The sequence below is a fragment of the Methanolinea sp. genome (genome assembly GCA_016699325.1).
In the GTDB taxonomy this organism is placed as follows: domain Archaea; phylum Halobacteriota; class Methanomicrobia; order Methanomicrobiales; family Methanospirillaceae; genus UBA9949.
The window spans coordinates 142,656-160,467 of the sequence record CP064971.1 but is presented as its reverse complement, the minus strand read 5'-3'; the positions used below and the strand labels follow the sequence as shown (position 1 = coordinate 160,467).

18 protein-coding genes are annotated in these 17,812 nt (G+C 49.2%); 2 read left to right on the top strand and 16 right to left on the bottom strand.

The annotated features are described in order from the left end of the window. The first annotated feature begins 452 nt into the window (after positions 1-452). Positions 453-782, top strand: coding sequence for a hypothetical protein (locus IPI71_00865; GenBank protein ID QQR71118.1), 330 nt, complete (start codon positions 453-455; stop codon positions 780-782). A gap of 12 nt (positions 783-794) precedes the next feature. Here IPI71_00865 and IPI71_00860 read toward each other — a convergent pair whose 3' ends face one another. From IPI71_00860 to IPI71_00820, 9 genes are all read right to left on the bottom strand, one after another. Continuing rightward, a complete protein-coding gene (locus IPI71_00860) occupies positions 795-1,442 on the bottom strand; it encodes a V-type ATP synthase subunit D (protein ID QQR71117.1) in 648 nt (215 codons plus the stop codon). Further along, positions 1,442-2,842: a V-type ATP synthase subunit B gene (locus IPI71_00855; protein ID QQR71116.1), complete on the bottom strand. Its 1,401-nt coding sequence runs from the start codon at positions 2,840-2,842 to the stop codon at positions 1,442-1,444. Before IPI71_00855 ends, IPI71_00860 begins: the two co-directional genes overlap by 1 nt. Next, positions 2,839-4,578, bottom strand: coding sequence for a V-type ATP synthase subunit A (locus IPI71_00850; protein QQR71115.1), 1,740 nt, complete (start codon positions 4,576-4,578; stop codon positions 2,839-2,841). The genes IPI71_00855 and IPI71_00850 overlap by 4 nt, the downstream gene beginning before the upstream one ends. 4 nt (positions 4,579-4,582) lie before the next feature. After that, the gene (locus IPI71_00845) at positions 4,583-4,903 is read right to left on the bottom strand and encodes a V-type ATP synthase subunit F (protein QQR71114.1); all 321 of its coding nucleotides are present in this window, start codon (positions 4,901-4,903) and stop codon (positions 4,583-4,585) included. Beyond that, complete coding sequence (gene ahaC, locus IPI71_00840) at positions 4,896-5,948, bottom strand: ATP synthase A1 subunit C (protein ID QQR71113.1); 1,053 nt, start codon at positions 5,946-5,948, stop codon at positions 4,896-4,898. Before ahaC ends, IPI71_00845 begins: the two co-directional genes overlap by 8 nt. A gap of 1 nt (position 5,949) precedes the next feature. Further along, a complete protein-coding gene (locus tag IPI71_00835) occupies positions 5,950-6,534 on the bottom strand; it encodes a V-type ATP synthase subunit E (GenBank protein QQR71112.1) in 585 nt (194 codons plus the stop codon). Positions 6,535-6,601: 67 nt separating this feature from the next. Further along, positions 6,602-6,820, bottom strand: a complete 219-nt coding sequence (locus IPI71_00830; GenBank protein QQR71111.1) for an ATPase — start codon at positions 6,818-6,820, stop codon at positions 6,602-6,604. Between the two features lie 194 nt (positions 6,821-7,014). After that, the gene (locus tag IPI71_00825; protein ID QQR71110.1) at positions 7,015-8,967 is read right to left on the bottom strand and encodes a V-type ATP synthase subunit I; all 1,953 of its coding nucleotides are present in this window, start codon (positions 8,965-8,967) and stop codon (positions 7,015-7,017) included. A 4-nt stretch (positions 8,968-8,971) separates the two neighbouring features. Continuing rightward, complete coding sequence (locus IPI71_00820; GenBank protein ID QQR71109.1) at positions 8,972-9,310, bottom strand: hypothetical protein; 339 nt, start codon at positions 9,308-9,310, stop codon at positions 8,972-8,974. Positions 9,311-9,743: 433 nt separating this feature from the next. Between IPI71_00820 and IPI71_00815 the strand changes: the two genes are divergently transcribed. Then, positions 9,744-10,640 (top strand): universal stress protein, encoded by an 897-nt coding sequence (locus tag IPI71_00815; protein QQR71108.1) that lies wholly within the window; start codon positions 9,744-9,746, stop codon positions 10,638-10,640. Positions 10,641-10,718: 78 nt separating this feature from the next. Here IPI71_00815 and IPI71_00810 read toward each other — a convergent pair whose 3' ends face one another. The 7 genes from IPI71_00810 to IPI71_00780 are packed head-to-tail and all read right to left on the bottom strand — an operon-like array spanning position 10,719 to position 17,734. Further along, on the bottom strand, positions 10,719-11,150 hold the full coding sequence (locus IPI71_00810; protein QQR71887.1) for a V-type ATP synthase subunit K: 432 nt from the start codon (positions 11,148-11,150) through the stop codon (positions 10,719-10,721). A gap of 19 nt (positions 11,151-11,169) precedes the next feature. Then, positions 11,170-12,936 carry a hypothetical protein gene (locus IPI71_00805; GenBank protein ID QQR71107.1) on the bottom strand — a complete coding sequence of 589 codons (1,767 nt, stop codon included), beginning with the start codon at positions 12,934-12,936 and terminating at the stop codon, positions 11,170-11,172. Beyond that, a complete protein-coding gene (locus IPI71_00800; GenBank protein ID QQR71106.1) occupies positions 12,933-13,544 on the bottom strand; it encodes a V-type ATP synthase subunit D in 612 nt (203 codons plus the stop codon). Before IPI71_00800 ends, IPI71_00805 begins: the two co-directional genes overlap by 4 nt. Next, positions 13,534-14,838, bottom strand: coding sequence for a V-type ATP synthase subunit B (locus IPI71_00795; GenBank protein QQR71105.1), 1,305 nt, complete (start codon positions 14,836-14,838; stop codon positions 13,534-13,536). The genes IPI71_00800 and IPI71_00795 overlap by 11 nt, the downstream gene beginning before the upstream one ends. Continuing rightward, entirely contained in the window at positions 14,831-16,576 is a 1,746-nt protein-coding gene (locus tag IPI71_00790; GenBank protein ID QQR71104.1) for a V-type ATP synthase subunit A, read from the bottom strand. The genes IPI71_00795 and IPI71_00790 overlap by 8 nt, the downstream gene beginning before the upstream one ends. Continuing rightward, positions 16,577-17,116: a DUF2764 family protein gene (locus tag IPI71_00785; protein ID QQR71103.1), complete on the bottom strand. Its 540-nt coding sequence runs from the start codon at positions 17,114-17,116 to the stop codon at positions 16,577-16,579. Between the two features lie 6 nt (positions 17,117-17,122). Then, positions 17,123-17,734 carry a hypothetical protein gene (locus IPI71_00780; protein ID QQR71102.1) on the bottom strand — a complete coding sequence of 204 codons (612 nt, stop codon included), beginning with the start codon at positions 17,732-17,734 and terminating at the stop codon, positions 17,123-17,125. Positions 17,735-17,812: the final 78 nt, after the last annotated feature.

The following is a 17,812-nucleotide window of genomic DNA, read 5'->3' as shown; positions in this document are numbered from 1 at the left end:
GGCGGGCAAGTCCCACAACGGCAGAGATTCCAGCCAGCTCATTTCAATATATGACCGGATTTGTAAGAAAAAGGATTAGAATCGATTATTTGGTGTCTATCGGAAAAAACGAGGATTCTTGACACAAGGGATATCGCGATATAATAAAACCGGATGGGTTTCGTGAGATGATGTCACAATTCCCTATAGATATGCCCCGCTAAAAAAAGGTTGGTGATTAGGTAACCTCGACCCATGACACCCTTCAATGTAGCATCAAATCAACCAAGACCCCAAATATACCTTTCCTCGATTATTGTATCGCAATTCCACTCCCTTGATATAGCAGGGGGATTTGTTTCACAATATGCCATGGTGCTTAATCAGCCGTTCCTTGGCAAAAGACGGAATCCTTAAATCCCATTGATATCTCAAAAGTTTTAAATCCTTCCGGCTACTGTAGTGAGATTGGCATGCCTGAAATAACAGAAGATGAACGGGGAAGGAGAGTTTTCCAGATCCACAAAGGAATGGCTGTTGAGACAGCACTAGAAAAAATCAGACAGAGTGTCGGGCAGGACTGGAAACTCTATTCTGATTCGGATATTGCTATTCTCAAATATATGCTGGGTGAGAGTTGGGTTTCCATGGATCGCCACAGTTGGAGGCAGTGTTCATTCTCAAGGCTTTCACGAAAAGATCTCGATCGCATCATTTCGATTGGAAAAGAGGCGAAGCACCGGAAGCGGCGGGAGGGGGATGCAACAGCGGAGACGATAGGGATACTGAAAGGGATTTCATGAACTTTATATATTTTATATTATTTCTGCTGCTTTTTTCTTCCGTTCAATGATCTTTTTAACTTTTTTCAACCGGTAGAGATCTTCGCGATCCCGCTCATCGATGGTGATCTCTATGTATTTTGCCTGTCGTTTCAGTTCAGGGATGAGCACCTGTTCAAGGGCATTCACCCGTCGCCTGGTCATCTGGATTTCGTTTCCCAGTCTCCGAAGGGACGTTTCGGTCTCTGCGAGGGATATGATAAGATCCAGTTCAGCTTCATACTTTTCTGCCGCCTCATCAATTCGCCCGCTCACTCCAAGGATACTATAGCCTCGTTCGAGGAGGCTTTTTACGAAACGCCTCTTTTCAATAATCGGGACAGGCACTCCCATGACATTCTTCCCTTTGATGTCCAGAGTAATACCCCTCCTGGTGGCAAATGAAGCCGATTTCAAGGTGACAGGATCATCGATTGCCTGGGCGATGAGCAGGGCGTGCTGCGCGGCGTCAGATATCTTTTCAAGTTCTACTCGTGATTGTGACACGGACTCCATGACATTGAAAAATTCCTGAATGAGGGCATCCATCTTTTCACGGAGGAGATCGCGCCCCTGCTCTGCAAGCTTGATCTGGGCATTCTTCTTGATGAGCTCCATCCGGGTGGGATTGATTTGTTCCATTACGATCCCTTTTGAAATGCAGGATGATATTTCTGGATGAATTCACGTTTAATTCGTTTCAATTCCTCTTCGGGAAGCAGGGTGAACAGCTCCCACCCAATTTCGAGTGTTCTTTCAATGCTCCGGTTCTCATCGCCCTGGGTAATGAAATGGCGCTCGAATTCGTCAGCGAATTTCAGGTATTTCTTGTCAAGTTCGGTAAGCGCTTCTTCTCCCACAATGGCTACGAGCCTTCTGAGGTCTCTTCCATAGGCATACGATGCATAGAGCTGGTCGGCGACATTTCGGTGGTCTTCCCTGGTTTTTCCTGGCCCGATCCCGAGGTTCATCAGACGTGAAAGGCACGGGAGCGTGTCGACCGGAGGATCCGCTCCGCGACGGAACAGGTCACGGGAGAGGACGATCTGCCCCTCGGTGATATACCCGGTTAGGTCGGGAACAGGGTGGGTGATATCATCGTCCGGCATGGTGAGGATTGGGATCTGGGTGATGGATCCCTTCTTCCCTTTCACCCTGCCTGCACGCTCGTAGAGGGACGCAAGGTCGGTGTACATATAACCAGGATATCCCCGCCTGCCGGGGACTTCTTCTCGTGCGGTGGATATCTCGCGTAGTGCTTCACAATAATTGATCATATCGGTCAATATGACCAATACGTGAAGATCATGCTCGTAGGCGAGAAATTCAGCGGCGGTGAGTGCACAACGGGGAGTTGCTATCCTCTCGATTGTCGGATCATCTGCAAGGTTCATGAAGAATACTACCCGTTCCAGTGCCCCGGTCCTCTCAAAGTCCCTCATGAAGTAAGAGGCTTCTTTGTAAGTAATTCCCATGGCGACAAAAATTACCGCAAATTTCTCTTCTTCACCGAGAACCTTGGCCTGTCTCGCGATCTGGGCGGCAAGCTTATTCGCAGGAAGACCTGCACCAGAGAAAATTGGTAGTTTTTGTCCCCGGACCAGAGTGTTTAAACCATCTATCGTTGACATGCCGGTCTGAATGAAATCGGCAGGTTTATCCCGGGCTGATGGGTTAATGGGCATGCCATTGATGTCAAGGTTTGCCTCTTCGATTATTTCGGGGCCCCCATCGCGGGGTTTTCCAACACCATTGAAAATCCGCCCCAGCATCTCGACTGAAACCTTGACTTTAGGTGGTTCTCCGGTGAATCGGACACGGGTTTCTTTGTTATCGATACCACTTGTCCCTTCGTAAACCTGGGTCACCGCTATGTCTTTTGAGACATCAAGTACCTGGCCGGTGCGTTCCTCCCCTGTAGGAAGGATGATTCGCACAATTTCACCATATGAGACCCCTTTCACATTCTGGATGAATATCAGAGGACCGGAAACATAGCTGATTGCTCTTGCCTCTTTGGTAAAGAGCGGGACTCTGTTCATCGTTCCGCCTCCAGTGCACTCAGACTTTCATCGATCTGGATGGTCAGTTCCTTTATTTTTCCGACATCAGTAAGTTCCTTCATTCGCCCAATCTCTGTTTTAATGGGTAGTTTCAGGATTTTCGCGAGTGAAACGCCCTTCGCCATGGCCTGGTTTACACGGTCGTAGAACGAGAGTATTACCCGGAGCATCCAGTACTGTTTTTCAAGCGAACAGAAGGAATCAACATCGTGATACGCACTCTGTTGGAGGAAATCTTCCCGGATCATACGAGTGATTTCAAGAATTGCTTTTTCACTTTCGGGTAATGCATCAGGACCAACGAGCTGCACGATCTCCTGGAGCTCAACTTCTTTCTGCAGAAGGTACATCGCATTCGCCCGGAGATCCTTCCATTCAGTAAAACCACTCGCCGCAAACCAGTCTTTGATCTGGTCCAGATAGAGGGAATAACTTTTAATCCAGTTCACCGAGGGAAAGTGGCGACGGTATGCAAGACTTGTATCGAGGGCCCAGAATGTGCCTGCGATGCGCAGGGTGTTCTGGGTTATCGGTTCTGAAAAATCTCCACCGGGAGGTGAAACGGCCCCGACCACGGTAACAGACCCTTTTCGGTCATCAGAACCAAGACAGACCACGCGCCCTGCCCGTTCATAGAATGCGGCGAGTCGTGTTGCAAGGTATGCCGGGTAACCTTCTTCCCCCGGCATCTCTTCAAGCCTGCCAGAAACCTCGCGCAGTGCTTCGCCCCACCGCGAAGTGGAGTCAGCCATGAGAGCGACATCGTAACCCATATCACGGTAATATTCAGCGAGGGTAATACCCGTATAGATGGACGCTTCCCGGGCAGCGACCGGCATGTTGGACGTATTGGCTATCAGAATGGTCCTCTGGATCAGGGGACGCTTCGTTCTGGGATCGAGCAGCTCGGGAAATTCGGTGAGTACATCGGTCATTTCGTTCCCCCGCTCTCCGCAACCGATGTAAACGACAATTTGTGTATCAGACCATTTGGCAAGGGTCTGCTCTGCCACGGTTTTCCCGGTTCCAAATCCCCCGGGAATCATAGCAGTTCCACCTTTTGTCACGGGAAAGAGTGTGTCAAAGACTCTCTGGCCGGTAACAAGTAACGTGTCGGGGTCCATTTTACGCTGGTAAGGCCTGCCTTTCCGTACCGGCCACGACTGCAGCATGGTTATTTGAGTGCCATTATCCAGAATACAGACCGGTTCATCGATGGTAAATTCACCGGCGTGGATATCCTGGATTATACCTGAAGTAAAAGGCGGTATCATGATGCGGTGTTCAAGATGGTATTCTGTAACGGTTCCGATTACATCGCCCCCGATCACGCGGTCGCCCTTTTTCGCACCTGGCTTGAAATCCCATTTCGCCTCGTGGGAGAGCCCGGGCAATGTTACTCCCCGTGAAATAAAACTACCACTCTTTTCTGCAAGGAGGGGGAGCGGCCGCTGGATACCATCATAGATGGAGGAAAGAAGGCCGGGCCCAAGCTCGACAGAAAGTGGCAGGCCGGTATTTACTACCTTTTCGCCGACCTGCAGGCCTGTTGTGTCTTCATAGACCTGGATGACAGCCTGATCGCCATCAAGTCGTATTATCTCACCGTTCAGTTGTTGCTCCCCAACCTTTACCACATCATACATCCGGGATCCCCGCATGCCTTCGGTAAGGACAACAGGACCCGAAATTCTTGAAATAGCACCGACGATCATACAGTTACTTCCTCAGCACGATGTTATACCCAATAGCTCTTCTCAGCAGCCCCTCGATGTAACTTGTCCGATCCAGCCTCTTTGCACGGGAAGGAATTGGGATGATGATAGGCCGGAAGGACTTCTCGATTTTCTCCATCATCTTCTCATCCAGCGACATCATGAAATCTTCATTAATTGCTATAATGCCGGTATCGTCTTTCAAGAGAAGAGAAGGAAGTAGTGCATTAATTTCCTCGGAATTATGGATCTCCATCACATCGACACCGGCCAGCCGAAATCCCGATGCGGTATCAGGATCCGTGACAACAATAAACTTATACACTGATGAGCGCCTCCCTGAGCTCTTTTTCTGGCACTTCAGTGACCTTGCAGCGGGCGATTACCCGGATATTCGTAACTTCGGTATGTTTTGCGAATATGTAGGCGATTGGTATCGCGATTGAAAGAGGATCTCCGATGAAAAGGCTTACCGCCTTTTTTATAAGATACCTTTCCAGTTCTTTTTCAAACGCTGAAATCTTCTCTGCTGATATATATTCCGGAGGGATCTTTGTGATGAACTGGTATGGGGTCTGCTCAAGTTGTTTCAGCGCTCCCTCAATGGTCCCTGTCTTCATCATTGAGAGGAGTCTGTCGGTGTTAAAATCAGGGCTTCCTTTCAGGAAATAATGTTTTGCCTCCTCAATATCTATCCGATCGCGAATCGCACGGAGCACCGTTTTTATGTTGTTAATATCGATTTCAGTAATAAGAATATTCTTAAGAACACAGGAATCATCTGATTCCGCGTTTTTTAATTTGGAAATGGCGTCTTGATAGTAGAATGTGTCAAGCGCATATTCCAGGACCAGCATGTCCCCTGTATCTGTGAATTCTTTGAAATTGTGAGTGAGAGGACGTGAATACCGTATTCCCCAGGTTGCAAGGAGATCGATCACTGCTTTTATATCGGGCTGTTTGACCAGCTCGGTGAGTGCTGCTTCATCCAGCTCTCCTGCGGGAATAAGACAGTCGAGGATTTCTGAAGGGTTTTCCTGGATTTTCTTTCCCCTGAGTATGGTCTTGATATTCTGGACATCCCATCGATTGAGGATGATGGTGATATACGTCTCTGTCTCCCCTCCTTTGATCAGGTTCAGGATCGCTCTGAACGTTTTGACCAGGTCTTTACGAATGGCGACTTCAATGCGGTTGATACCCGAATAAAGCACCCCTGCCTTATCCAATTCTTCCCTATACGTGGTTTTTTCGAGCTCCCCGATTAGGGAATCAATATCAGGCTTGTTGATAAGCAGTTCAAGGAGCGACTGGTCAAGCAGGCGGCTTTTCATAGCCTTTATCCGTGCATTGACGTACGCATACTCCATTTCACTCACCAAACAAAACTGAGAAAATTTCGGGTCTGTAGATCTCCTTTGCTTTTTTTATGCGGGATTCGAGGGTATTGAAAACAATAAAGCGTTCATCATGACTGTATACGTTCAGGCCGCCGGAACAGGTGAGATCAGTTACGACTTTTCCAGATACGTTCATTTCTTGCAGGATATCCTTGAAAAGAGCTTCATCCCGTTTATCGATATGAAGGATAACGTTATCACCCCCGAGGCCTCCGAGCGCTTCAGCAAGCAGCCTTTTCAGAGTTTCCCGGTAGTGCGGTTCTTCACGAACGGATACCAGCTTTCGAACGGCTTCATCGAAAACCGCCTCAAAAATCTCGTTTTTTGATTTTATTATTTCCATGCGGCTTTTTTCACGTGCCTCGGATAATACCTTGTTTCTTTGTATCGCAATCGATTGCGTTGCGTCCTCCATGAGTCGTTTTTTGATTGGCAGGTCCTTTGCCTGGGCCTCCCTGATAATTTCATCTGCCTCGGCTTTTGAGCGTTCCTGAATCCCGGTAATGCGTTCCTGACCGCTCACTTCTACAGCCTTGATCAGATCATCAATAGCCATGGTTCACCTGTCCTCTCCGCCGTGACCGTGATATTCCTCTGTTCTATTGTTCCCGGTTATTTCCGGTTCATACCAGCATGATCATGATCATGGATGCAACGACAAAACCAAGAATAACGAGAGTCTCGGGAATTGCCACCAGGATAATCATCAATCCAAACATTTCCGGTTTTTCTGCAATCGTTCCCGCTCCCGCTGCGCCAATTTTTGACTGTGCAATACCGGTAGCGAGCGCTCCAAGCCCGAATGCGATGCCTGCCCCAATGGGGATTCCGAAATCAACCATTCACATCAGTCTCCTTCCAAAGCGCCGCCCTTTGCACAGGCGGCACATCGTTTTTCACACCACACTTCTGACCATGTGCCTGAAGGCACAGGGTGATGAAATAATCTGCCTCTCAGCGTGTTCCATTCACATGAATAACTCCTCTCCTGCAAGCGTTCTACGTTTAAATGCCGTAGCATGGTCTTTTTCATGTATCAAACCGATTTTCCCCCGTTTTCTTTTTTGAAAGGTTTGTACATTTTTCCGCCTCCTTCGTAAAATTTTGAGTCAAATTCAACCAGGTGCAGACGCAGGGAGTGGAGGAATGGACTGAACATGGCAAGGACAAGGTTGAGGGTGTGAAGAAGCACGGCTATGATGACTCCCACGAGGGCAACCTCCATCATGCCCCCCAGTTTGTTGGCGACCATGGCGAGGATGACCGATGCGATACCGATTGCCATGATACGGGAGTACGAGAGAATGTTTGTTACCGTGCTCATAATCTCAAACGTGCCAAAAGCACCACCACCGATAAATATGAGAGGTATGGCAATTATGACAAGGATCGCTCCTGTCGTAATTAAAGCAGCAGGGAGAGCCATTATCAATCCGGCCATCACCAGGATGAGACCGATAATAACGATAATCATACCCGATTTTTCACAGATATGTTTCTTTGCCTTGTCGACATGTCTCATGCAACTCATCTCGGTATACGAGTTCACGATTCCCAGGACGAGTCCAAGGATAACATGGAAGGCGCCGATGGCAATGGACAGGATCAGGAAGGGTACGATCGCCTCCAACCGGTTCCAGGTAACACCGAAGAGCGTCTTGGGCTCGATCCATCCCATGTGCTCTCCCAGATTCCCAATGATTTCACCGTATAACCATCCGAAGAAAACCGCCCAGATAGCACCCAGAATAAGGACGTTCATCAGGTGCTGGAGCCAGTCGCGATCGGAAAATTTCCATTTCATGATGGAGGCAAACGCGATGATGATAAGCCCGTACCCCATGTCCCCCACCATGATCCCAAAGAATATCGGAAGAAAAATGGCCATAACCGGGCTGGGATCAAATTCCGTGGATTTCGCCGGGCTTACGACTCGCATAAGAAATTCGAACGGTTTGACAAAGCTTGGGTTATCATAAAATGTCGGGGCCTGTGCCATTTCATCAGGCGAAAGGACCAGTTCATTGACAATGACCCGCCCGCCGAATGTGTCTTTGAGGGCATCCCGGGTTTCTTTGAGTGATTTTTTCGGTATCCATCCTGCAAGCACAAACGTGTACTCGGTCTGGCCAATTTTTGCAAAGATGCTCAGTTCTTCCGTTCTCTCTCCAAGAATCCGGTGTAATGCACTGAGCTCTGTATACCATTTAGAAGAAATCTTTTCCAGCTCAGCATTCATCCTGGATATCTCTTTTGTCGATGCAGCTTTTCTCTCTTCGATCAGGGCGAAAATCTCATTGAAAGGTTTTCCAAGATACTCGGGAGGCAGGCGGACCTCATTTACGTTCTGGTTGAAGAAATAGGAATGTACCTGGTCCGAGTACCGCTTATTAAAAATGGTTACCGCCGCGATGGTATTTTCATCCAGTTCAGCAGAAAGTAATTCGAACTGCCGTTTTGTTATCTCTGTTAGAGCATTGCGGATTATTTCGATGACATCCTTGAACTCTTTCTGGATGAGAAGAACCGTGACTTCAAACCCTTCCAGCTTGGGCATACTGGTCTCAAGCGGTCGAATTTTGTCGATTATTTTTTCGTATCGTCCAAGGTTGATTAAAGCCAGCTCAAGTTCGCTCTTCTCTTTTGCGAGAGTTTTTGTAGCAACTTCCAGTTCATTGATGACCGTGTTCACACGGATGAGGAGGTTTTCGTGGTTCATCGCCCGCAGGCTGGAGTAAGTATGCGTCACTGCTTTTTCATCATATTTGATCTTTGGCAGCGTGAGGAGAATACCCCCGATTTTCGAATGTGCAACAGCGATGTCCCCAACCTGTTCTGCTGTCATTCTCTTGAGGCTGATCTCACCGGGTGTTGTCGGTACAGATGCATCCTCGATATGCACGGTGCCCTTGGCATAGAGTAAATCAAGTACGTTATGAAGGTCTTTTTTAGGACCCACTACCTGAATTTTTACCATCTTCTGAAGCATGGCTCTATCCTGGCAGGACTATGGCGATGATCTTTTCAACAGCCTTCGGCAGGTTCTTCTCCCCTTTTTTGCGAACCGTTTCAACCTCTTCTCTGGCCTGAACCCTGATTTGGTTTGCTTCTGCGTGAACTCGTTCCATTTCTCGTTTGAGAAATTCATCCGCTGCTTTCTTTCCCTCCACTTCCGATGAGGTAATTATGGCGAGGGATTCTTTCCTCGCTTTATCGATCATGCGATCAGCCTCAAACCGGGCATCATCGATCTTAACGCTTACCTCAAGTTCTTTCTCCCGGATTCTCGCCAGCAGTGATTTTTCAACAACCATACCGTGGACCTCTCCCAACCTTCAGAACGGGAACGACTTTGGGATCTTCATTCCGCTCCTGTTCGAACATTCACCCAATTACAGACCGTGTCTACTTTTCAGGAGCGCCGAGACTCCGAACTGCGGGGTTTCAGGAATATAACTCCTGCCCTGTGTCCGAGCAGCTTCTATGCGCTCTTCACAGCGCCGCAAAGCCGCCATTTTCAGTTTCTCAATCATTTCCGAATGGGAAAGTTGCATAAGAAATCCCGGCGATCCGAATTTGACTGGATCGGTGATTCCCTTAACTTACAATTATAAATAGATTTCGTCTGAACTTTCAATGAGCGATGAATACTTTACCTTTGAATAAAATCAATACCCCATCCAATGCCGCCCACTCAACAGGTACCTCCAATGGTTTTAAGAGCCTGACCGGATTCCATTTACATGCAGGAGAGGAACGGACGGAATGTTTCAAAGAGTATTATTCGCGACTGATTTTTCAGAATATGCAAAAAAGGCCCTTGATTGTGTTGCAGGTTTTCCTGGCGTAAAGGAGATAATACTGCTTCATATCCTCGAGGAGGCCAGATCTCCGCGAGGGGGAGGGGAGATACACGAAACGCTTACCCCTCATGAAATGTGTTCTCTCAGAGAGGAAAAAAATCACCTTGAAAAACTTGTAAAAGATCTCAAAGTGACGATAGAGGTGAGAGCATCATCCGACACAGCGGGGGCTATACTCGAGACTGCAGAGGAGAAAGGTGTCCCCCTTATCGTTGTGGGAGCCAGGGGAAGCAGTATTGTGGAAGGTATTCTCCTTGGAAGTGTATCAATGGCAATCATCCGTAGGAGCAAAATGAATGTGCTGGTCATGCGGCATAAAATTACTGAAGGTCTCACCGGGAAGACGTATGAAATGACTTGTCCGATGATACTCTCGAGAATTCTTTGCCCGATCGATTTCTCACCCTCTTCTGATACGGCGATAAACCTTCTCAAATCAACAAAAGGCATCGGCGAGATCATCCTCCTCAACGTGGTCTCACGTGGCGAAACAGAAGATGCTATTAAAAGTGCTGTCAAGGACGCGGAGCGCCAGCTTGAAGCAGCTGGAAAAACCCTTTCCGCACTGGGTATTACCGTCAGAACGGTGGTGAAGATTGGGGACCCTGGATCGGAAATCGTTAAGGTTGCCGATGATGAGGGTGTATCGGTCATCTGGATCAGCTCACGTGGAAAAGGGTGGTTCCGGGAACTGTTACTGGGGAGCACCGCGCACAGCGTCGCGGTGAATGCCAAACAGCCGGTCATCATTATCCGTACCTCCAAAACAGTGGAAACGAACCCGGGCATCCCGGTGTAAATAGATCCAGGTATCGTGCTGCCTGACTTGGCAAGGATGGGAAAAAAGGAAAATTCCGCTTTTGCTAATCAGATTATTTCACACTACTGCGAACCTGCCGAGGATACCCAGGACAAACGCCATCACGAGCAAGGCAACCGTCTCGGTCAGACCAAGGATAATCATGAAATTCCCAAATCCTTTTCCCGTCTCTCCCATTGCATCGCAGGCGCATGCACCACATTTCCCCTGGAAGTATGCAGAAAGACCAATGGCTGCCCCGCAAAAGGCGCCTATGCCCCACATATCGTTCCCCTGTATGGCAAGAACAACCATCGTGTTCATCACGATGAACCCATAAATCGTCTGGGTGAGCGGTGCAGCCGCAAAAGCCACAAGCATGAATGCCGCCGGCTTGTTCTGGATATAATTCTTTTTCCATGCACCAATCGCAGCCATTCCGGCAGTACCTGATCCGGCTGCGGATCCCAAGCCTGCCAAGCCAAGCACCAGGCCCAATCCCAGATCCATCGTCATGATATCTCTCTTTTCACTCCTTGAGCGGTTCGAACGGAATACCATTCCATGTCACATTTGCATGCCCCGAGAACTCGAGAACATTCAGCCTCACCCCGTGCACGAGGACCGACATCAATCCCAGGATGAGATTTAGGCTATGGCCGGATAAAAGAATTACGGCACCTGCAACCAGTGCGATGATACCACTCCCAAAACCGGATGCCAGATAGTTTGTCGTATTTGCTACAGCCACGGTAGCCATCCCCACTGCAAAGAGACGAATGTATGAGATAACGTCAGTGATATTGTTCATGAAGCTCAATGCTATCGTTCCCATGCCTTCCCCTATGCCCCGGAGAAAATTCGATCTCCTGGGATTGGTGAAAAGAATAACAAAAATTATTCCCGCAATAACCAGCCCTATACCAAGATCCGGGAAAGGATCCCCTAAAATCAGGGTGTTGGCCAGGAAAAATGCAGTCCAGAGAATGCAGATATACCCTACATCAGCGAGCGCTGTTACCGATGGAAATTTCAGGACTGCCTTCCATGCATGAGCAATTGATAAGTGCAAGGCTCCCAGGAAGAAACAGAATGATGTTACAAATGCCGGGTCGTTGAGCCTGGGAACGGGTGCGGGCAATCCCCACTGGCCAAAAAATGTGCCGGTCAGCGCACCCCACACTACCGCAGAGGAACCCAGGAGATAGAAGAGCAAGAAGGCGGTTCTCATCTCCCCCGTCAGCATCTCCTTCTTTTTCAACCAGAGGGATAGCACCAGGGTTATGGCGATATAGGCAAGTCCATAACCTGCATCACCGATGAGAATACCGAAAAAAATACTGAAAAAAATCAGGAATACGAGGCTGATGTCCAGTTCGCGGTAACCAGGCGTGAGCCCCAGGAGTCCAAAAACTGGTGTAATTATCTCGACCCACCTGGGATTGCGCAGGAGCGTGGGTACATTGTCGGTTTGTGTGGGTTCAGCGATAAGGATCCCCCAAACGTTCTTCCGGGCCTCGGCAATGAGGAAGTCCTCTCTGTCAAACGGGATGTATCCCGTTACATAGCTGAGTTCCCCGTCCCTGCCCATCCCGGCCAAAACCTGCTGGAATTCTATCTCTTTTTCCAGGTTCCTTTTTATATCCAGAAGGGCATCATAGTATCCGGCGCAACTGGCAATCTCGGATGTAATGGTCTCCGCATTCCTGGTATGTTCTGCAAGACGAGACCGGAGTGCATAAAGGCCCTGGTCCGGGGGAATGACCTCCTTAAAATCACATTCGAACTGCCGCCGGGATATCACTGCGACGTTTGACATATCGCCAGCGGAGAATACTGTCTTAACCACCACGTCGTTGGGAAAGTTACCGATTTCCTTGACCGGAACCTGGTATAATTTCAGGTAAATTCCGTGCTGTGCCAGTGAGCGGACCTGGGCCTGATCGATATCGCCCCACCGCTCCCATTCATTCATCTGACCGAGAATGTTCCTTCCGGATAGTTCCAGTTGTTCCTGCTTCCTTCCCATTTCAATGATACCGGCGGCTACCGCCATCCAGTCACCGCTGATCGGGCTTTGCTGCTGGATCGCTCTCTCGGAGAGTGGCACCCGGTTCAGGACGTCGATCGAGGAATCGATCAGGGTAACTTTTTCCAGGAGTGAGGATATATCCCTGCCTTCAGGCGGCTCCAGGTGTTCCACCTGCATAACACCCAGTTTACGCAGGGTGGTGACGGTCGCCCCCGCATCACGGGATTTGAAAATGATGGTGGCTTTTCTCATCGGGACAATCACGATGCCACCCCTTCAAAGCCTGATTGTTCGATCTTGCTTTTTGCAATTTTACTCCGGCCAACAGCGTTGGTCATCTGGTCACCGATGTATATTTTGATGAGGCGAATTGCCTCCTTTGCCTCGGGAATTTTTACCTTTTCGAAGAGGTTGACACGTTGGGTTGTGATCCGTAGTTCCTGGTTCAGAACAGATATTCCATGTTCAATAACCCGCATCTCTTCAAGCATTGAAACAAGATCCCTCAAGGCTTCCAGTCCAGCATCCAGCCAGAGAGGCATGAGGAAGGGGTCATACCCAGCAGGCTCGAACTGGACATGCACGAAGACCGGAATGCCAACCCCGGCAATATTCCTCGTATCGGTGACCACTCTTCCAGGTTTCAGCCATCTTCTTATTCCGGGGACTTCAGACAAGAGCCCTGACCACTCTTCTGATGATCTCCTCTTTTCAGACAGTAAACGCTCCTTTTCCCGGAGAGAGCTTTGCTGGTGCAGGATTTCAAGCTGGATCTGCTGCTTTTTGAGCTGCAGGGTGGGCAGGTATCTCTCGTACTGCCGTAATGCATCCCTCTGCCTTTTCAGTTCACCCTGGGAAAATTTAATTTTCATGCGTTTTGGGCCAGTATTGATCGATCATGTCTCTCTTTATCCCCGTCTCTTCAGGCAGGAAGCAATCATGCAGGATCTCCCAGCCGAGATCAAGCGCTTCCTCAAGGGGGATATTCACTTTCAGGGACATCATTTTATCCTCGAAGAGTTTTCCATATTTGAGGAGTTTCATATCCCAGGCGCTCATCTGGAATCCCATCGACTGTTTTTCCAGCGTCTCGCGATAATCGGCGAAGAGCTGGATCATGGAGTCCATAATCGTCCGGTGATCGTCCCTGGTTTTGCCATTAACGAGCTGTTTCAGGCGGCTCAAAGAACCAAATGGCTCGATAACACCATTCTTGAAGTAAAATTGGCCTTCCGTGATATACCCGGTATTATCCGGAATAGGATGGGTCACATCATCTCCGGGCATTGTGGTTACCGCAAGAATGGTTATCGAGCCTGCAGTCTCGAAGTCAACCGCCTTTTCATACCGGGCTGCAAGAAGACTGTAAAGATCCCCGGGATATCCGCGGTTTGAGGGGATCTGTTCCATCGTGATTGCGATCTCTTTTAATGCATCACAGAAATTGCTCATGTCTGTCAGCAATACAAGGACCCTTTTCCCGCTGAGAGCAAAATTTTCTGCAACAGCGAGGCTTAGGTCAGGAACCAGCAGGCATTCGACAACGGGATCGGCAGCGGTGTGCATGAAAACGATCGAGTGGGAGAGCGCACCGTGTTCCTCGAGGGTGTCCCGGAAGAAGAGATAATCATCGTATTTTAAACCCATCCCTCCCAGAATGATGATGTCGACTTCCGCCTGGGTCCCGATCCTGGCAAGGAGTTCGTTATAGGGCTCTCCGGCGATTGAAAATATAGGGAGTTTCTGCGATTCGACAAGTGAATTGAAGACATCGATCATGGGTATCCCGGTCCGAATCATCTTGTTTGGAATAATGCGCTTTACCGGGTTGACTGGAGACCCGCCAATGTCGACTAGGTTCTCGGAAAGGTCGGGACCGTTATCAAGAGGCCGGCCGCTTCCGTTAAATACCCGGCCAAGAAGCATGTCGCCGGTAGCAATGCGCATCGGGTGACCGAGGAACCTTACCCTGTCTCCGGTGGATATCCCCCGGGTGCCGGCAAAGACCTGCAGAAATATTTTGTTTCCATCAAGGCGGATAACCTGGGCAAGGGAGGTTCCCCGACGGGTTGTGATTTCGGCAAGCTCCGTATTGCCGATATTTTCTGCCTCTACCGTTATGACATCCCCGACAATCTGGGTGATGCTTGTATAGATCTTATACATGCCCACTCTCCTGCGTGCGCACGAGGAGAAACGCTCTGATATCTTTCTCAGTCTCGTGGAATTCGTTGCTCTGCCAGGCCATTGAGTTCCACCCCCTGAAGAGCTGTCTCAGTTGCTGGAAAAAATGAAGCGCTTCGCCTTTGTTACCAAAAACAAATTCTGTTTCAATAATACGGCAAATAAAATCAAAAATGTAGATCTGTCGTTCTTTTATCGTTGCCTCATCAACGGGGTCAAAGGCATTCTGCTGGAGGTAGACAAAATCGAGAAATTCCGCTTTGAGAAAGTCCAGGTAATCCTGAAGCGAAGTCCCTTCTTCACCGACAACTTTCATCATCTGGGAAATATCATTGCCTCTGCGCAGGGTTGAGAGCCCCATCTCCCTCTGACCCTCATCGATGAAACTTCTGTATTTGCTCCAGCTGAAGAGCGGGTCGATGGCTGGGTATCTTCGGGCATCGGAGCGACTGCGGGAAAGACCATGGAAAGCACCAACAACCTTTAATGTTGCCTGTGTCACCGGTTCTTCAAAGTTGCCACCTGCAGGGCTGACCGCCCCACCGATGGTAACAGACCCCTTCGAACCATCGTGTAAACGGACCACTCCTGCCCTCTCGTAGAATGATGCGATTCGCGACTCCAGGTATGCGGGAAAAGCCTCTTCTCCTGGAATTTCCTCCAGCCTCCCGGACATTTCGCGCATAGCCTGTGCCCAGCGGGAGGTTGAATCCGCAAGGAGAAGCACCTGGAGTCCCATCTGGCGGTAATATTCTGCTATGGTGACCGCCGTGTACACGCTCGATTCCCTCGCTGCTACGGGCATCGAGCTGGTATTGCAGATAATCACCGTGCGATCGCTCAAGGGCCGGTTGGTTCGCGGGTCAATGATAGAGGGGAACGTCCGTAATGTTTCGACAATCTCGCCTGCCCTTTCACCGCAGGCAGCAATAATCACTACATCGACTTCGGCATGTCGGCTGATCAACTGCTGCAAAACAGTTTTCCCTGCTCCGAAAGGGCCCGGGATACAGTATGTCCCTCCCAGGGCAACGGGAAAGAGTGAATCTATCAGGCGCATTTTGGTTACCAGGGGTTCCCCGGGCTTCAGCCGTTCAGTATATGCCTGAATCGGGATCTTTACGGGCCAGGTCTGGCTTAAATATACGGGATGCATTTTCCCGTTCTGGTCTTTTATCTGGGCAACGGCCTGGCGTATCGTGAACTTGCCAGCATTTTCGATCGATACAAGTTCATAATTACCAGCCAGGGAGAAGGGGACCATGCAATAGTGACGGAATATTTTCTCTTCAACAAACCCGATTTTATCTCCTGCCCGTAATCTGTCTCCGGGTTTTTTCAACGGGGTAAAATCCCAGGCCTTCGATTCAGAAAGTGCCTTAATATAGACACCTCTTTGCAGGAAAAAACCGCATTGTTCAGCAATCTCCGGCAGAGGGTTCTGGAGACCGTCATAGATCTGGCCAAGCATTCCCGGCCCTAGCTCGATCGAAAGGAGTTCTCCGGTAAACTCAACCTCTTCTCCGATCTTTAGGCCGGTTGTTGCTTCATATACCTGCATCTCGGCAAGATTGCCGCGTACACGGATAATTTCGGACTTGAGCCGCTCGTCCCCGTGCCTGATAAAGGCCACCTCGTTCTGCATGACGGGTGTATCAAAAGATACAGTGACCATGTTACCACTGATTTTCATGATTCTCCCGTATGGCTGCGCTGTCATTCACACCTCCTGGGGCTCGAGTGCTTCTTTGAGCAGGAGGGACGCATCCGCACTTCGTATACTCTCCCACCGATGGAGAATCAGCAGTTTATAGGCATAGCATATCAGGGCGTCCAGATCAAAATAATGGGCTTTTGCAAGTTCATCCAGCATCTTCCAGCGTGTGTCATCGAGTATCTTCTCACCTTCAAGCAAAGATGTGCTCATCGTTGCTGCAGCAACGACAGGGGCAAGAGATGGTCCGGTGTACGTAGTCGGCTGGATAGAGGTCTCAGCCTCGACTTGCCACCTGCCGGCCCGCACTTTAACAATCTCATTCCTCAGGCTGGTATCGAACTGGATCCATCGCTCAATGAAGTGATGCCACCTGCCTTTTTCCATGTAGTGTTCAGGTTGGGGCAGATTGCTCAAAGTCTGATAATCTTTATCCGGGATGAAACGGTGACATGCCTCAAGGAACCGCTCAAATGAAAACGGCGGTTTCATTCCGAAATGCAGCGTTGGCAGGCTTGCGATAAGGTAAGGGTAAAACTCTGCCATCCTCTTTCAGTCCTCAGCTGATCTCTCGAAAATCCTGTTTAATTTGGGTTTGAGGCACATGATGATGTACCTCGCTAGAGCTTTATCAGAAAAATCATAGCAGGATTTTCCACTGTCAAAACTGATGGTAAACCCTCCCTGGATCTCTTCACCGCACTGTAAGGTTATTCCCCTCTCTGTCTCCTGCCGAAGTTGCCGAAGATAGTGTTGTTCCAGGAGGTTCAGGTCTTTTTCATTGAGTGAAATGATGATGTCGCTTTGATCCGTTGTGGAATAATTACTGGCAATCTCCAGAATGAGCCTGTGGAGCGCCTCCGGTGTGAGGACTTCCCGGACATCAGAAACCACAATCTGCCCGAGCATGGCATTAATCTCCTGTCGGAGCGAAAGAAGAAGATCTCTTCCTGCCTGGGCGAGCAGAGCTCTCTCCCGTTCATCATCACGTTGGATTCTTTCATGAGCGGCGGAGATCAACTCCTCTGCTTCAGCTCGTGCCCGCGAGAGGATGGCATCCGCTTTGTGCCGCGCCTCATCCTCGATAATCTTTGCCTTCTCTTCGGCAGCCTGGATCCCCTCCTGTTGTATTTTCTCGATCAGATCCCTAATCTCTTCCGGCATAGAAACGGATCATTCTCCTTCTGCTTTCTGGTGAGGAACCATCAGTGTTCGTTGACAACCTCATCTGTTACTTGATGG

Excerpts from the sequence above, each read along its gene's own strand:
- IPI71_00790 (QQR71104.1), bottom strand. The coding sequence starts at position 16,576 with ATGACAGCGCAGCCATACGGGAGAATCATGAAAATCAGTGGTAACATG.
- IPI71_00810 (QQR71887.1), bottom strand. The coding sequence starts at position 11,150 with ATGGATCTGGGATTGGGCCTGGTGCTTGGCTTGGCAGGCTTGGGATCC.
- ahaC (QQR71113.1), bottom strand. The coding sequence starts at position 5,948 with ATGGAGTATGCGTACGTCAATGCACGGATAAAGGCTATGAAAAGCCGC.
- IPI71_00830 (QQR71111.1), bottom strand. The coding sequence starts at position 6,820 with ATGGTTGATTTCGGAATCCCCATTGGGGCAGGCATCGCATTCGGGCTT.
- IPI71_00825 (QQR71110.1), bottom strand. The coding sequence starts at position 8,967 with ATGCTTCAGAAGATGGTAAAAATTCAGGTAGTGGGTCCTAAAAAAGAC.
- IPI71_00795 (QQR71105.1), bottom strand. The coding sequence starts at position 14,838 with ATGTATAAGATCTATACAAGCATCACCCAGATTGTCGGGGATGTCATA.
- IPI71_00815 (QQR71108.1), top strand. The coding sequence starts at position 9,744 with ATGTTTCAAAGAGTATTATTCGCGACTGATTTTTCAGAATATGCAAAA.
- IPI71_00865 (QQR71118.1), top strand. The coding sequence starts at position 453 with ATGCCTGAAATAACAGAAGATGAACGGGGAAGGAGAGTTTTCCAGATC.
- IPI71_00855 (QQR71116.1), bottom strand. The coding sequence starts at position 2,842 with ATGAACAGAGTCCCGCTCTTTACCAAAGAGGCAAGAGCAATCAGCTAT.
- IPI71_00780 (QQR71102.1), bottom strand. The coding sequence starts at position 17,734 with ATGCCGGAAGAGATTAGGGATCTGATCGAGAAAATACAACAGGAGGGG.
- IPI71_00785 (QQR71103.1), bottom strand. The coding sequence starts at position 17,116 with ATGGCAGAGTTTTACCCTTACCTTATCGCAAGCCTGCCAACGCTGCAT.
- IPI71_00850 (QQR71115.1), bottom strand. The coding sequence starts at position 4,578 with ATGATCGTCGGTGCTATTTCAAGAATTTCGGGTCCTGTTGTCCTTACC.
- IPI71_00835 (QQR71112.1), bottom strand. The coding sequence starts at position 6,534 with ATGGCTATTGATGATCTGATCAAGGCTGTAGAAGTGAGCGGTCAGGAA.
- IPI71_00800 (QQR71106.1), bottom strand. The coding sequence starts at position 13,544 with ATGAAAATTAAATTTTCCCAGGGTGAACTGAAAAGGCAGAGGGATGCA.
- IPI71_00860 (QQR71117.1), bottom strand. The coding sequence starts at position 1,442 with ATGGAACAAATCAATCCCACCCGGATGGAGCTCATCAAGAAGAATGCC.